At 62.6% G+C, this 14,328-nt stretch carries 14 protein-coding genes; 3 read left to right on the top strand and 11 right to left on the bottom strand.

Going from position 1 to position 14,328, the window contains the following annotated elements:
* Nucleotides 1-2: 2 nt before the first annotated feature.
* The 3 genes from gatB to L610_RS15225 all read right to left on the bottom strand — a co-directional run bounded on the left by gatB (nucleotide 3) and on the right by L610_RS15225 (nucleotide 2,988).
* The gene (gene gatB / locus L610_RS15235) at nucleotides 3-1,502 is read right to left on the bottom strand and encodes an Asp-tRNA(Asn)/Glu-tRNA(Gln) amidotransferase subunit GatB (protein WP_144706107.1); all 1,500 of its coding nucleotides are present in this window, start codon (nucleotides 1,500-1,502) and stop codon (nucleotides 3-5) included.
* Between the two features lie 231 nt (nucleotides 1,503-1,733).
* On the bottom strand, nucleotides 1,734-2,165 hold the full coding sequence (locus L610_RS15230; RefSeq protein WP_024847601.1) for a CBS domain-containing protein: 432 nt from the start codon (nucleotides 2,163-2,165) through the stop codon (nucleotides 1,734-1,736).
* Between the two features lie 76 nt (nucleotides 2,166-2,241).
* Nucleotides 2,242-2,988 (bottom strand): rhomboid family intramembrane serine protease, encoded by a 747-nt coding sequence (locus tag L610_RS15225; protein WP_024847600.1) that lies wholly within the window; start codon nucleotides 2,986-2,988, stop codon nucleotides 2,242-2,244.
* Nucleotides 2,989-3,440: 452 nt separating this feature from the next.
* Here L610_RS15225 and L610_RS15220 point away from each other — a divergent pair, with 452 nt between their 5' ends.
* The 3 genes from L610_RS15220 to L610_RS15210 all read left to right on the top strand — a co-directional run bounded on the left by L610_RS15220 (nucleotide 3,441) and on the right by L610_RS15210 (nucleotide 5,686).
* A complete protein-coding gene (locus L610_RS15220) occupies nucleotides 3,441-4,082 on the top strand; it encodes a PAS domain-containing protein (RefSeq protein ID WP_024847599.1) in 642 nt (213 codons plus the stop codon).
* Nucleotides 4,083-4,210: 128 nt separating this feature from the next.
* Nucleotides 4,211-4,810: a PilZ domain-containing protein gene (locus L610_RS15215; RefSeq protein ID WP_024847598.1), complete on the top strand. Its 600-nt coding sequence runs from the start codon at nucleotides 4,211-4,213 to the stop codon at nucleotides 4,808-4,810.
* A gap of 261 nt (nucleotides 4,811-5,071) precedes the next feature.
* Nucleotides 5,072-5,686 (top strand): transglutaminase-like cysteine peptidase, encoded by a 615-nt coding sequence (locus tag L610_RS15210; RefSeq protein WP_024847597.1) that lies wholly within the window; start codon nucleotides 5,072-5,074, stop codon nucleotides 5,684-5,686.
* A gap of 187 nt (nucleotides 5,687-5,873) precedes the next feature.
* Here the strand turns inward: L610_RS15210 and L610_RS15205 are convergent, their stop codons facing one another.
* The 8 genes from L610_RS15205 to nuoN all read right to left on the bottom strand — a co-directional run bounded on the left by L610_RS15205 (nucleotide 5,874) and on the right by nuoN (nucleotide 14,325).
* Entirely contained in the window at nucleotides 5,874-6,557 is a 684-nt protein-coding gene (locus L610_RS15205; RefSeq protein ID WP_024847596.1) for an ABC transporter ATP-binding protein, read from the bottom strand.
* The gene (locus L610_RS15200) at nucleotides 6,557-7,843 is read right to left on the bottom strand and encodes a lipoprotein-releasing ABC transporter permease subunit (protein ID WP_144706105.1); all 1,287 of its coding nucleotides are present in this window, start codon (nucleotides 7,841-7,843) and stop codon (nucleotides 6,557-6,559) included. Before L610_RS15200 ends, L610_RS15205 begins: the two co-directional genes overlap by 1 nt.
* Complete coding sequence (gene proS, locus L610_RS15195; RefSeq protein WP_144706103.1) at nucleotides 7,840-9,162, bottom strand: proline--tRNA ligase; 1,323 nt, start codon at nucleotides 9,160-9,162, stop codon at nucleotides 7,840-7,842. The genes L610_RS15200 and proS overlap by 4 nt, the downstream gene beginning before the upstream one ends.
* Nucleotides 9,163-9,602: 440 nt before the next feature.
* Nucleotides 9,603-9,872, bottom strand: a complete 270-nt coding sequence (locus L610_RS15190) for a DUF1467 family protein (protein WP_144706101.1) — start codon at nucleotides 9,870-9,872, stop codon at nucleotides 9,603-9,605.
* Between the two features lie 12 nt (nucleotides 9,873-9,884).
* Complete coding sequence (mce, locus tag L610_RS15185) at nucleotides 9,885-10,289, bottom strand: methylmalonyl-CoA epimerase (protein WP_144706099.1); 405 nt, start codon at nucleotides 10,287-10,289, stop codon at nucleotides 9,885-9,887.
* Nucleotides 10,290-10,368: 79 nt separating this feature from the next.
* Nucleotides 10,369-12,036, bottom strand: a complete 1,668-nt coding sequence (locus L610_RS15180; RefSeq protein ID WP_144706097.1) for a ribonuclease J — start codon at nucleotides 12,034-12,036, stop codon at nucleotides 10,369-10,371.
* 17 nt (nucleotides 12,037-12,053) lie between these two features.
* Complete coding sequence (locus tag L610_RS15175; RefSeq protein ID WP_144706095.1) at nucleotides 12,054-12,884, bottom strand: biotin--[acetyl-CoA-carboxylase] ligase; 831 nt, start codon at nucleotides 12,882-12,884, stop codon at nucleotides 12,054-12,056.
* A gap of 4 nt (nucleotides 12,885-12,888) precedes the next feature.
* Complete coding sequence (gene nuoN, locus L610_RS15170) at nucleotides 12,889-14,325, bottom strand: NADH-quinone oxidoreductase subunit NuoN (protein ID WP_144706093.1); 1,437 nt, start codon at nucleotides 14,323-14,325, stop codon at nucleotides 12,889-12,891.
* Between the last annotated feature and the right edge of the window lie 3 nt (nucleotides 14,326-14,328).

Here is a 14,328-nt window from a genome sequence, read left to right as displayed (position 1 = left end):
GGCTATTCGATCCCGAGGCGTGCCTTGACGAGGTCGTTGACGGCCTGGGGGTTAGCCTTGCCACCGGTAGCCTTCATCACCTGGCCGACGAACCAGCCAGCCAGCGTCGGCTTAGCCTTGGCCTGCTCGGCCTTGTCCGGGTTGGCAGCAATGACTTCGTCGACGGCTTTCTCGATCGCTCCGGTGTCGGTCACCTGCTTCATGCCGCGTGTCTCGACGACTTCGCGCGGATCGCCGCCCTTGTTCCAGATGATCTCGAACAGGTCCTTGGCGATCTTGCCGGAGATCGTGCCTTCCTTGATCAGGTCGACGATCGCACCGAGCTGGTCGGGCGAAACCGGAGTCGTTTCAATGTCTTTGCCGGACTTGTTGAGAGCGCCCAGGAGGTCGTTGATGACCCAGTTCGCGACCGTCTTGCCGTCGCGGCCGGCGGCGGCCTTTTCGAAGTAGTCGGCGATCGCCTTCTCCGAAACCAGGACCGACGCGTCGTAGGCCGAGAGGCCAAGTTCCTTGATCAGGCGGGCCTTCTTGTCGTCCGGCAGCTCCGGCAAGTCGGCAGCCAGCGCGTCGACGTAGGCCTGGTCAAACTCGAGCGGCAGCAGGTCCGGATCCGGGAAGTAGCGGTAGTCGTGCGCCTCTTCCTTCGAGCGCATCGAGCGGGTCTCGCCCTTCACCGCGTCGAACAGACGGGTCTCCTGATCGATCACGCCCCCGTCCTCGAGGATGGCGATCTGGCGGCGTGCCTCATATTCAATGGCCTGGCCGACGAAGCGGATCGAGTTGACGTTCTTGATCTCGCAGCGGGTGCCAAACGGCTCGCCCGGACGGCGGACCGAGACGTTGACGTCGGCGCGCATGGAGCCTTCGTCCATGTTGCCGTCGCAGGTGCCTAGGTAACGGACGATCGTGCGCAGCTTGGTTAGGAACGCCTTGGCCTCGTCAGCCGAACGCATGTCCGGCTTCGAGACGATTTCCATCAGCGCCACGCCCGAGCGGTTCAGGTCGACATAGGACATGGTCGGATGCTGGTCGTGCATCGATTTGCCCGCATCCTGCTCGAGGTGCAGACGCTCGATGCCAACCTCGATGTCTTCGAAGTTGCCCTGACGGTCAGGGCCGACCGAGATGATGATCGTGCCCTCACCGACGATCGGCTGCTTGTACTGCGAGATCTGGTAGCCCTGTGGCAGATCCGGATAGAAATAGTTTTTGCGGTCGAAGACCGACTTCAGGTTGATCTGCGCCTTGAGGCCGAGGCCGGTGCGAATAGCCTGGCGCACGCACTCCTCGTTGATCACCGGCAGCATGCCGGGCATGGCGGCGTCGACGAGGCTGACGTTCGAATTCGGCTCAGCACCGAACGCAGTCGAGGCGCCGGAGAACAGCTTGGCGGCGGATTTCACCTGGGCATGCACCTCCATGCCGATGATCACCTCCCAGTCACCGGTTGCACCGGGAATGAGGCGCTTGGGGTCAGGTGTGCGCGTATCGATGATGGTCATGGAAGTCCGTTCGTCGCTGCAGGGTCCGGAGGCGCGAGCGCGCCACAAAAACATTGGGTTTCGCTAGATCAAAGCGCGCGCTCATGCAAGCGCTTCGGGCCAATCAGCGCTGCATGCAGGGTCGCAGGGGCGCCGCAAACCGCTGTGCCAAAGCGGGTCCCCCGGGATGTTAGGGATGAAAGCTCTATGGCGAGCCGGGGCCGCGCGGTCCGGCTCGCGGATGCTCCGGCGTCAGGCGGTCGCGATGTACTCGCGGATCTGCTCGGCCTCGCGCTCGACGTCTTCGATTCGCCGTTTCACCACGTCGCCAATGGAGACGATGCCATCAAGCTTGCCGTCCTTCTCCACCGGCAGGTGGCGGAAGCGGCCATGGGTCATGACTTCCATCACTTCATTGATGGTGCTCGTTTCCCTGCAGGTGCTCACCTTCGAGGTCATCGCCTCGCGCACGTTCATGGCCAGCGCATCAGCGCCACGCTCGCCGATCAGGCGGACGATATCGCGCTCCGACAGGATACCGAGGATTGTCCGGTCCGCTCGTGTCACGACGGCGGCACCGATGCGGCGGAGGCCAAGCAGGCGCGCCGCCTCCTGCAGCGTTGCGTCGGGCTCGATCGTAACGACATCCCGGCCCTTCGCGTCGAGAATGGACTTAACGGTCATCAGCATCTCCTCCGTTGGCGGTGCCCCAACTGCTGCCCTGACCCCGAGTTCATGGTGCGCCGAGATGCAGGGCTTTTCAAGGCTCGCGTAGAGGCTGCCGGTCAAACAGCCGGATTAGGAAGAAGCCGGCGAGGAAGCCGCCGATATGCGCCTCCCAGGCAATGCTGCCCCCGTCGTCGGGCGCGCCGAAGCCGAATGCCGTCAACACGTTCACGATGAGCCAGACCCCAAGGAAGGTAAGGGCCGAGCGCGAGCTGAATACCTGCCTGAACGAGCGGACGTTGCCGCTGAAGCACGGCCGCCGGCGCCTGCGGTCGATCTGGAACAGGAAGCGCGCGGCGGCGCCCATCATTCCGGAGATCGCACCGGACGCGCCAACCAGCGGCGCGACATCGGTAGGATGCAGAACGAAATGCAGCGCGACCGCCGCAACCGAAGTGACGATCCAGAACAGAAGGAAGCGGACGACGCCGATTCGATTTGCCAAGGGCGAGCCGAAGGCGGCAAGCCAGATCATATTGATGATCAGGTGCGCGGCGTTGCCATGAAGCAGCGAATAAGTGACCGGCGCCAGCCAGGCAAAGATGTCCATCTGGTAGCCGCCGGTATAACGCAACGGGATGAAGGCGAAGCGCAACATCACGCCGAAGTCGTCGGCCTCGCTCAGCAGGTACATGCGCACCAGGTGGATCGCCACGCACAGGGCGATCAGCGCAATCACCACGCCCGCCAGGTTGAAAACCGGTTCGCGTGCCGGTGGCGGCACGTCCTGGGCCCGCGGGTCGGAAGCGGATGGCGGCGGGACTTGGTGTTCGGCGGTCATGCAAACTGTTCTGGCTAGAGGGTCAGGTGTTGTCTGCCGGCAAGCGCCTTGCGGGAACCATTTTGACCCTACGACGCATCGCGTCAGAGACCAGAACCATGTTGCCGCACGCTAACTGACAATGCCGTGACCGTGCCAGAGCGCGACCAAAATGAAAAGCCGTCCAGGGTTTCCCCTGAACGGCCGCAGGTTGGAGCCCCCCCGAGCTCCGCCCCAAAGATGTCCGGTCGAGTCCCCACCCGAGCCCGTCGCTTTGAAGTGGGTGTTACTTGTCACAGGAAAGTGAGTTCGGCAACGTATACCCTTTATTAACCCTAACGGATCGGAACCGCGTGCAAAACGGCTAACGGTACTGGCATGGCTCCTGCTTGTGCAGGCATGACTCTCATGGGAATCAAAAGTTCTGTTCGCCCATGGGACAACCGCAAGAGGGACAGGGGCGGTAAGAGTTTATGAAGCACGAAGGAACGATCGCATTGTTCCAGTATTGGAACAGGTTGCGGGGCAAGCGTCCCGCGCCGCGACGCACCGAGATCGAACCGGCGGACATCAAGTCCTTGCTGGCAGATACTTTTATTCTTGAGAAAGATTCCCGCGGCGAACCAGTATTTCGCCTGGCAGGCACGCGGCTTTGCGCCACATTCGGCCGGGAGCTGAAGGGCTATTCGTTCCTTTCCGCCTGGGTTCATCGCGACCAGCGCGTGCTGTCGCGCTTCACCCATTCCGCCTTTCACAACAAGTCGGTGATCGCCATCACCTTCGAGGGCGCCACCCTTTCCGGCCGTTCCAACCAGTTTGAGATGGTGCTGCTGCCGCTCGAGGGAGGGCTCGGCAGTCCGCGCGTGCTGGGGGCGATCACCCCCCTCCACCGCCCCTACTGGCTGGGAACCGACCCGATCATCGAGGCTTCGATCGACACGCTGCGCGTGGTCGACCCGGCCCGGGAACCCGCGTTGCTTGCCACCCGGCCAGCAGTCACCGTACCGCCGATTGCACCAGCAGAGAACCAGATGCTGCCCGTCACGCCGGAAACACCCGAAGCGGGACGGCGCGTTCGCCATCTGGTCGTGATCGAGGGCGGACGAGAGCGCTAAGGCGTTACTTCGTCCTCTTTTGGGGCATTACTGCTTCTTAACCGGCCTTCCGTTAGTCTGCGCCCGAACTTCCTGTGTCAAACAGGAACAACTGGGTTTGGAACGGCTAGATCGGGGTAGCGGCAGCGATGATGATTGCGCCGGGCAGAACAGAGCGACGCAGGTTCCAGCGCGTACGCGTGAAGATCTACGGCCGCTACATGCTCGAGGATCGCTCGGAGTATCCGTGCCATGTCATCGACATGTCGCCGGGCGACGTCGCCCTGCGCGCGGACCGTCCCGGCGCGCTCGGTGAAAAGGTGATCGCCTATCTCGACCACATCGGCCGTGTCGAAGGCGTGGTGACGCGCATCATCGACGGCGGCTTCGCCATGCAGCTGATCGCCTCGGAGCGAAAGCGCGATAAGCTCGCCGCGCAGCTCACCTGGCTCGCCAACCGCCATGAACTCGACCTGCCGGAGGATCGCCGCCACGAACGCGTGTCGCCACGCAATCCGATGACCACGCTCGAGCTTGCCGACGGTAGCCAGTACAAGTGCCGCATCATCGACCTGTCGCTGTCGGGCGCCGCGATCGAGGTCGACGCCAAGCCGGAACTCGGCCAGCCGGTTCTGCTCGGCACCATGCGGGGCCGTGTGGTGCGTCACTTTCAGGAAGGCATCGCCATCGAGTTCGCGGCCGTGCAGCGCGAAGAGGTTCTCGTCGCCGAGTTCTCCGGCCGCCGCTGATCATCCTCACATCCGCATCGAGACAAGGGCCAGCCGCGTGCTGGCCCTTTGCTTTTGGTCGTCCGGCAAACCGTTTCCAGACGCATATCCGTTCCACTCAAATTTTATCGAAAAATCGAATACAATTTTATTCTTACCCTGTTCTTACGCTTAACGAGATCTACAACCGATTCATTCGAATTTGAACCAATTTGTACTTCGCACCTTTGCATCGAATAAATTCACATCTGCCATAGTCTCCTCAACACAGGGGAGACGCAAATGGGGAAAACAACCAACAAGCTGCTGGCAGCTCTCTTCATGGCGGTTGCAGGTTCCACCGCCGGAGCAGCTAACGCCGCGCAACCCTTCATGCAGACGGGCGGCCTGTCCACCCAGCCGGTTGGCCACTACGAGTTCTGCCAGCGCGCGCCACAGGAATGCCAGCGCCTGCGTGAGACACGTCCAGTAGAACTCACCCGCGAGCTGTGGGCCAAGATCATCGAGATCAACAACGTCGTGAACACCATGATCACGCCGCGCACCGACTACGAGATCTGGGGCGTCGAGGAGCACTGGTCCTACCCGGTCAACGGGATTGGCGACTGCGAGGACTATGTCCTTGAGAAGCGCCGCCTCCTGATGAAGGCCGGTGTTCCAGCGGCGAACCTGCTGATCACCGTCGTCCGCCAGCCGAACGGCGACGGTCATGCAGTCCTCACCGTCCAGACCAGCATGGGCGACTTCATCCTCGACAATCTCGAGGGCCGCGTCCTTGCCTGGCATGATACCGACTACCGCTTCCTCAAGCGCCAGTCGTCCAAGCATGCCGGCATGTGGGTCGCTATCGACGACGGCCGCAACGTCCTCGTCGGCAGCGTCGGCGGCAAGCGTTAATCGCAGATACCAGCGAGGCGCAGTTCGCGCCTCGCTGCGCGCACGTTTCTGAACGGATTAGCCTCACCGAGGCGACGGAAAAACCCGGTCGAGTCCCCACCCTCCCCGTCCCCATAGACCGGGTTCAGGAGCCGGCCCTTTCCCCAAGGGTCGGCTCCGCACTTTCAGGCGAAGCTGGAAAAGAAGATCAGAACTCGACGATCTTGCCCTGCGAGAGGGTCACGCGCCGGTCCATGCGGTTCGCAAGATCGTGGTTGTGCGTCGCGATCAGGGCCGACAGGCCTGACTGGCGCACGAGCGCCTCAAGCGCGTCGAAGACATAGGACGCCGTCGACGGATCAAGATTGCCGGTTGGCTCGTCCGCAAGCAGCAGCAACGGCGCATTGGCGACAGCGCGGGCAATGGCGACGCGCTGCTGTTCACCGCCCGACAGCTCTGCCGGGCGGTGAACGGCACGATGGCCGATCTTCATGTAGTCGAGCAGCTGGATCGCGCGCTCCTTCGCCTCCTGGCGTGACAGGCCCGCGACCAGTTGCGGCATCATCACGTTCTCCAGCGCTGTGAATTCCGGCAGGAGGTGATGGAACTGGTAGACGAAGCCGATGTCGTTGCGGCGGATAGCGGTACGGTCGTCGTCCGACAGGGTCCCGCACGGGACACCGGACAGGAAGACCTCGCCGCCGTCAGCACGCTCGAGCAGGCCCGCGGTGTGCAGCAGCGTCGATTTACCCGCACCCGATGGCGCCACAAGCGCAACCATCTCGCCCGGCCGCAGGACAAAGTCAGCCTTATCGAGGATGACCAGCTTGCGGTCGCCCTCGTGGTAGATCCGGTCGACGGCCTTGAGTTCCAGCAGCAGCTTTTGTGCCATTATTCGTACCGCAGCGCTTCAACGGGATCGAGCTTGGCGGCGCGCCAGGCCGGGAACAGGGTAGCGATGAACGACAGCGTGATCGCCATGATGACGACCGAGACCGTTTCGCTCAGGTCCATCTTCGCCGGAAGGGTCGACAGGAAGTAAAGTTCGGGATTGAACAGCGTCGTGCCGGACAGCCAGGAGAAGAACTGACGGATCGACTCGACGTTGAGGCAGACGATCACGCCAAGGACGACACCGGCGATCGTGCCGAGCACGCCGATGGCGGCGCCCGTCATCATGAAGATGCGCATGACGGAGCTGCTGGTCGCGCCCATGGTGCGCAGGATGGCGATGTCCCTGCCCTTGTCCTTCACCAGCATGATGAGGCCGGAAATGATGTTCAAAGCCGCCACCAGCACGATCAGGGTGAGGATCATGAACATGACGTTGCGCTCGACCTGCAGGGCCGAAAAGAAGGTCTGGTTGCGTTGGCGCCAGTCGGTGATGAGAATCTGCCGCTGCGCGGCCACTTCGATCGGAGTGCGAAGCTCGTCGACCGCGTCCGGATTGTCAACGAACACCTCGATGCTCTGCGCGACGCCTTCGCTGTTGAAGAACATCTGCGCCTCTGCAAGCGGCAGGKAAATGATCGAGGAATCGTATTCCGACATGCCGACTTCGAAGATGGCGACGATCGGATAGGTTTTCTGCCGCGGCGTGGTGCCGAAGGGCGTCACATCGCCTTCCGGCGCAACGAGCTGCAGGCCGTCGCCGACCGCCAGTCCCAGATTATCGGCCATGCGCTTGCCGATGGCGACACCCTCGCTGGCGGCGAAGCCGACGAGCGAGCCCTGGCGGACATTCCGCGAGACAAGCTCCAGCTTCATGATGTCTTCGTCCGAGACGCCGCGCACCAATGCGCCGGAGCCCGGGCCCATGCGGCCTGTGGCCAGCACCTGACCTTCCACCAGCGGGATGGCGTAGCGGACGCCTTCGACGCCCTCGATGCGGCCGGCCACGGGTGCGTAGTCGTCAAAGGCACGGTCAATCGGCTGCACGATCAGGTGACCGTTGACGCCGAGAATGCGGGTAAGAAGCTCGGCGCGAAAACCGTTCATCACCGCCATTACGATGATTAGCGTCGCTACGCCCAGCATGATGCCGAGAAAGGAGATCAGCGAGATGGCCGAAATGACCGTGTCCTTCCGGCGCGAGCGCAGGTAGCGCCAGGCCACCATGCGCTCGAACGTTGAGAACGGTCCTGCCCCCGCAGGTCTCTTCGCGGCAGCGTCACTCATGCGGCGAACCGTGCGACCACACCGGACAGCGGCATCGTCTCGCGCTCGCCGGTCTTGCGGTTCTTGACCTCGACCTCGCCGGCGGCGATGCCGCGCGGACCGACGATGACCTGCCACGGCAGGCCGATGAGGTCAGCGGTGGCGAACTTGCCGCCCGCGCGCTGGTCGGTGTCGTCGTATAGCACATCCTTGCCGGCAGCGGTGAGCTGCGCATAGAGCTCATCACATGCCTTGTCGCAGGCTTCGTCGCCGGCCTTCATGTTGATCAGCGCGATGTCGAACGGCGCGACCGACTCCGGCCAGATGATGCCGTTCTCGTCGTGGCTTGCCTCGATGATCGCGGCGATGAGACGCGACGGACCGATGCCATAGGAGCCCATCGACACGAAGTGTTCTTTGCCGTCCGCACCCATGACCTTGGCGTTCATCGGCTTCGAGTACTTTTCGCCGAAGTGGAAGATGTGGCCAACCTCGATGCCGCGCGCTGCCACCTGCTGGTCCCCATTGATCGAGCCCCACGCAGCTTCGTCGTGCATCTCTTCGGTTGCCGCATAGGGCTTCGTCCAGGCATCGACGATGCCGGCGATCTCGGCGTCATTCGCGTAGTCGACGTCAACGCCGGGCACCTTCATCGTCAGGAAGTCGCGGTGGCAGAAGACGGCGCTTTCGCCGGTGTCGGCGAGGATGATGAACTCGTGGCTGAGGTTGCCGCCGATCGGGCCGGTGTCGGCGCGCATCGGGATCGACTTCATGCCGACGCGGTCGAAAGTGCGCAGGTACGAGACGAACATGCGGTTGTAGGCCGCCTTCGAGGCCTCGTAGTCGACGTCGAACGAATAGGCGTCCTTCATCAGGAACTCGCGCGAGCGCATGACGCCGAAGCGCGGGCGGACCTCGTCACGGAACTTCCACTGGATGTGGTAGAGGTTCAGCGGCAGGTCCTTGTAGGACTTGACGTACGAGCGGAAGATGTCGGTGATCATCTCCTCGTTGGTCGGGCCGTAGAGCATGTCGCGCTCGTGACGGTCGACAATGCGGAGCATCTCCTTGCCGTAGTCGTCGTAGCGGCCACTCTCGCGCCACAGGTCGGCCGACTGGATGGTCGGCATCAAGAGCTCCTGCGCGCCGGCGCGGTCCTGCTCCTCGCGGATGATGTTGCACACCTTGTCGAGCACGCGCTTGCCGAGCGGCAGCCACGCGAACGAGCCGGCAGCCTGCTGCCGGATCATGCCGGCCCGCAGCATCAGGCGGTGGGAGACGATCTCGGCCTCGCGGGGGTTCTCCTTGAGGATCGGCAGAAAATAACGCGAAAGACGCATCGGCAAGTCCATGAAAAGGCCGCGCCAGGAATCAGCGCGCGCGGGGCTGAATAGTCGTGGGCTTCATAGCGATTTCATGGCAGCTTGGAAACCCGGACGCCGACATGGCTGCCATGACTACCGTTTAGGCAGGCCTTGGGCACCTTTTGTGCATTGCAGCACAAGAGGCAGTCAGAGAACGCAAAATTCTTGATGACATTCCCGCGATGCTTGGTCTAATGTAGCTACATAACCGAGAGGACGGAAAAATAACCGTTCTCCTGCGCGGTCAAAGTCTTGGGAGGATGCGATCTAGGCGCGATTTTCCGCAGCCGCCGGTAACGGAACAGATCGGACGCGTTCAAATTGCAAGGCTTCGGCCTTGCATTTTTTTTGGGCACAAGGCAGCGCCAGTGCCGTACTTCCCTGCCTTTCTCAGGATCACGATTTAAAGCGCCGAATTATCGAGCGTTCGGCCCGATGCGCGGAATGTCGTCCAGCGAGAAACCGTAGTATTCGACTGCGATATATCCAGCCGCGAAGATCAGCGCCGACACGATCGTCGTGCGGATGCAAGCTCCCAGCATGTGGGAACCGGTCGGGGCGCTCGACACGGTCCCAAGCGTTACCTCGCCGTCGTCGTCCTGGGTACGGAGTCCAAAGGGCAGCATCGCGAACAAGACGACCCACCAGAGGATGAAGTAGACAGCGGCCATGGAAACGAAAGTCACGGGGCGGCGCTCCTAGACCTGCTCGAGCTCGATAAGGGTGCCCATGAAATCCTTCGGGTGAAGGAACAGGACCGGCTTGCCGTGCGCGCCGATCTTTGGTTCGCCATCACCGAGGATGCGGGCACCCTCACTCTTCAGGCGATCACGCGCGGCGATGATATCCTCGACCTCATAGCAAACATGGTGCATGCCGCCCGACGGGTTCTTCTCGATGAACGCACGAATTGTCGAGGTTTCACCAAGCGGCTCGAGCAGCTCGATCTTCGTGTTGTCGACGTCAACGAAGACGACGGTGACGCCATGCTCAGGCAGCGCCTGCGGCTCAGAAACCTTAGCGCCCAGAGTATTGCGGTAGAGCGCGGTAGCGGCGGCAAGGTCCGGCACGGCCAGTGCAACGTGGTTCAAACGTCCGATCATCGTTCCTCACCTTCTGATTCAACGCGTTGCCAGACTGATTCCAGTTTTTCCGCCAAGCCGCTGAAAAACCGCCGGCTTTTTACCGCGTGACGAAGACCGTCACTATGGGCTTTTTGCCCCAGGCATCGTTTGCCGCACCCCGGACAGCACGGCGCGCCGCCTCAGCGACAAGGTCCAGATCTTTGCGACGCACGCGCGGAATACTCTCGATCGCACCGATGGCCGCGCTCAGCATGATTTCTTCCATCGGCTCGCCGTTGCGGTTGAACTTGGCAACGCCGATCGCGACGACGTCCGGATCGCCCGCAAGGTCGTAACGGTCATCCAGCACGACATTGACCGCAACATGGCCGACATAGCTCAGCTTGCGACGGTCGCGGATGCCGACCTCTTCCTCGGCGCCAATGACCTTGCCGTCCTTGAAGATGCGGCCGAACGGAACCTGATCGATGATCTCGGCAGGTCCGGGCGCAAGACGGATCATGTCGCCGTTGCGGACCTGTGCGACCTCCGGGATGCCGGACATGGCGCCGAGCGCACCGTGGGCGACGAGATGCTGCGCCTCGCCATGGACGGGCACGAGGATACGCGGACGCACCCATTCGTACATGCGCTTGAGTTCGTTGCGGCGGGGGTGGCCTGAGACGTGGACGAGCGCATCCCCGTCCTCGATGATCTTGATGCCCTGCTCGATCAGCAGGTTCTTGATCTCCAGGATCGCCTTCTCGTTGCCCGGAATGACGCGCGAGGAATAAACGACGGTGTCGCCGGGCGTCAGAGAGACCGTCTTCATCTCGTCGCGCGCGAGCTTGGCAAGTGCCGCGCGTGGCTCGCCCTGGCTGCCGGTGCAGAGGATGACGAGGTTCTCGCGCGGGGTGTAGGCGTAGTCCTGCTCGTCAACGAACTCCGGAAGACCGTCGAGGTAGCCAATTTCCTGCGCGACGTTGATGACGCGCTTGAGCGAGGAGCCCAGCACCAGCACCTGACGACCGGCGTCACGCGCAGCCTCTGCGATCGAACGAATGCGGCCGACGTTAGACGAGAACGTTGTTACGGCGACTCGTCCAGAAGCCTGCTCGATGACCTCGCGAAGCCCCTGCCCTACATCCTGCTCGGACGGAGAATCGCCTTCACGTAGCGCGTTAGTGGAGTCGCAGATAAGCGCCGTCACCCCTTCATCGCCGAGCTGGCGGAACCGGTTCTCATCAGTCATCGGCCCGATGGCCGGTGCCGGGTCGATCTTCCAGTCGCCGGTGTGCACAACCGTGCCAAGCGGCGTGCGAATTGCGAGCGAAACCGGCTCAGGGATCGAATGGGTGACGGGAATTGCTTCGAGCTCGAACGGACCGATCTGGAAGCGCTCGCCTGCGCGGTAGACCTCAACGTCGACCTCCGGGCCGCCCTCGTACCGGCGCTTGGCCTCCAGGAGACCAGCCGTAAACGGCGTCATCCAGACCTTCTTCTTCAGCCGCGGCCAAAGGTCCAGCAGCGCGCCATAGTGGTCTTCGTGCGCATGCGTGATGACGATGCCGACGACATTGTGCAGTTCGCTTTCGATGAAGCGCGTGTCGGGCAACACGAGATCGACGCCCGGCAGGTGCGCATCGGGGAACGTCACTCCCACGTCGACGATCAGCCACTTGCGCGCATTTGATGGCCCCAGGCCATACAGCGCGAAGTTCATGCCAATTTCACCCACGCCACCCAGCGGGCAGAAGACGAGCTCGTTCCCGTTCTTGTCAGCCATACCGGCACCTTTCCTGTTCAGGCGGATCCAGCCGAGGCGACCGCGCCAAAATGTACGTCGCCAGCTGCGACCGTTACGATCCCGCCGTCGTGCTCGCGGATGACGAAACGACACTCGTCGTCAATCGTCTCGAAAATACCGCGCACGACGCGTCCTTCAATCTTTACCGCCACTTCCGAGCCAAGCCCGGCGGCGCGTGCAATCCAGCGTTCGCGGATTGCGGAGAGGCCAAGGCCCCCGTTCCAGAGACGCTCGTTCTCGAGCCAGGCATCCGAGAGCGCGAGAAACAGTGTCTCCGCATCGCAGTTTGCGCCAAGCTGCGCCAGCGAGGTTGCCGGGTACGGCAGCCCCTCCGGATGGGCGACGACGTTGACGCCGATGCCGATAGCGACCGCGAAACGCCTGCCTTCTAGCATCGTCGACTCCAGCAGGATGCCGGAGAGCTTCGCCCCCTCGGCCAGAACGTCGTTCGGCCACTTGAGGGTGAACCGTCCTTCGCCGAGCAGCGTGCCACCATCCAGCCCAACCCGCGCGCCCGCGTTCGGGAACACGGCATTGAGGGCATCAGACAGGGCGAGGCCTGCGACGAAACCAAGCGTTGCCGCGTACTTGATGTCGAAGTCGGGAACGACCAGCAGCGTGGCTGCGAGGTTCCCTTCCGGCGTTTCCCAGGCCCGGCCACGGCGGCCACGACCTGAGAGCTGGCGTTTTGCCACCAGCCACAAACGGCCGGGGTCCCCAGCACGCGCGCGCTCCAGCGCCAGCGTGTTGGTGGACCCCACCGATTCAAATGCCTCGAGGCGAAACCCGTTCGCCTCGGCAATGGGTGATATGCGGAAGCCCGCCAACGGATCAGAAGAACGTCTTCGCCGCCGCTTCCGCCATGCGACCGATCGGGCCACCGATCAGCACATAGAAGAGGACGAACGCACCGGACACGCCGAGCACGACGCGAAGGTCCCCACCCATCGGCTCCAGCGCMCCTGCCGGCTCGTCGAACCACATGATCTTGATGATGCGCAGGTAGTAGAACGCACCGACCACGGACGCCAGCATGCCAATGACTGCAAGCGCATAGAGGTTGGCGTTGATCGCGGCAAGGAAGACGTACCACTTCGCCCAGAAGCCAGCCATCGGCGGGATACCGGCGAGCGAGAACATCAACACGGTGAGGATCGTCGCGACGACCGGATTGGTCGCGGCAAGACCTGCAACGTCGTTGATCTGCTCGACGTTGTTGCCGTTCCGGCGCATGCCGAGGATGAAGGCAAAGGTGCCGAGCGTCATCGCAAGGTAGATCAGCATGTAGATCACGACGCCGCGGACGCCTGCTTCCGAACCGGCTGCCAGGCCGACGAGCGCGAAGCCCATGTGACCAATCGACGAGTACGCCATCAGTCGCTTGAAATTGCGCTGGCCGATCGCGGCGAACGAACCCAGCAGCATCGAGGCGATCGAGATGAAGACGATGATCTGCGTCCAGTCGGGGGTGATCGGGCCGAATGTGCTCATGGTGACGCGCACCATCAGCGCCATTGCGGCCATCTTCGGCGCAGAGGCAAAGAACGCCGTGATCGGAGTCGGTGCGCCTTCGTAGACGTCCGGCGTCCACATGTGGAACGGAACCGCCGAAATCTTGAACGCGAGGCCCGCGAGCACGAAAACCAGGCCGAAGACGAGGCCAAGCTGGCGCTCGGAGCCCGAGAGCGCGGCCGCGATTTCGTTGAAGCCGGTGTGGCCGGTGTAACCGTAAACCAGCGACACGCCGTAGAGCAGCATGCCCGAGGAAAGCGCGCCGAGGACGAAGTACTTCAGGCCGGCTTCAGTTGCGCGGACGTTCTCACGGCTGATTGCCGCGATGACGTAAAGTGCCAGCGACTGCAGCTCGAGGCCCATGTAGAGGGTGAGCATGTCGTTGGACGAGACCATCAGCAGCATGCCGACGGTTGCCAGCACCACCAGCACCGGGAACTCGAAGCGGTCGAAGCCTTCGCGGCGGGCAAAGCCCACCGACATGGCCAGGGCAACCAGCGAACCGCCCAACGTCAGCAACTTCATGAAGCGGGCGAACGGGTCGTTGATGAAGGCACCACCGAATGCGAGGCCATCCGGAGTGAACAGGAACAGCCATGCACCGGCCGCAAGGATGAGTGCGATGGCAAGCCCGGTCACGGTCGAAAAAGACCGCTCCCCGGAGAAAACGCCAATCATGAGCAGCGCCAGCGCGCCGACAGCCAGGATCAGCTCCGGCGTAGCGAGGCTCAGGCTCGAATAGAGTTCTGCCGTCATCTT

This window comes from Aminobacter sp. J44, from assembly GCF_007829415.1.
GTDB lineage: Bacteria > Pseudomonadota > Alphaproteobacteria > Rhizobiales > Rhizobiaceae > Aerobium.
This window is presented reverse-complemented; position numbering and strand designations above follow the sequence as displayed.

Bases quoted from the DNA above. Each gene is read 5' to 3' on its own strand.
- gatB (WP_144706107.1), bottom strand. From the start codon at position 1,502: ATGACCATCATCGATACGCGCACACCTGACCCCAAGCGCCTCATTCCC.
- L610_RS15230 (WP_024847601.1), bottom strand. From the start codon at position 2,165: ATGACCGTTAAGTCCATTCTCGACGCGAAGGGCCGGGATGTCGTTACG.
- L610_RS15225 (WP_024847600.1), bottom strand. From the start codon at position 2,988: ATGACCGCCGAACACCAAGTCCCGCCGCCATCCGCTTCCGACCCGCGG.
- L610_RS15220 (WP_024847599.1), top strand. From the start codon at position 3,441: ATGAAGCACGAAGGAACGATCGCATTGTTCCAGTATTGGAACAGGTTG.
- L610_RS15215 (WP_024847598.1), top strand. From the start codon at position 4,211: ATGATGATTGCGCCGGGCAGAACAGAGCGACGCAGGTTCCAGCGCGTA.
- L610_RS15210 (WP_024847597.1), top strand. From the start codon at position 5,072: ATGGGGAAAACAACCAACAAGCTGCTGGCAGCTCTCTTCATGGCGGTT.
- L610_RS15205 (WP_024847596.1), bottom strand. From the start codon at position 6,557: ATGGCACAAAAGCTGCTGCTGGAACTCAAGGCCGTCGACCGGATCTAC.
- proS (WP_144706103.1), bottom strand. From the start codon at position 9,162: ATGCGTCTTTCGCGTTATTTTCTGCCGATCCTCAAGGAGAACCCCCGC.
- mce (WP_144706099.1), bottom strand. From the start codon at position 10,289: ATGATCGGACGTTTGAACCACGTTGCACTGGCCGTGCCGGACCTTGCC.
- L610_RS15180 (WP_144706097.1), bottom strand. From the start codon at position 12,036: ATGGCTGACAAGAACGGGAACGAGCTCGTCTTCTGCCCGCTGGGTGGC.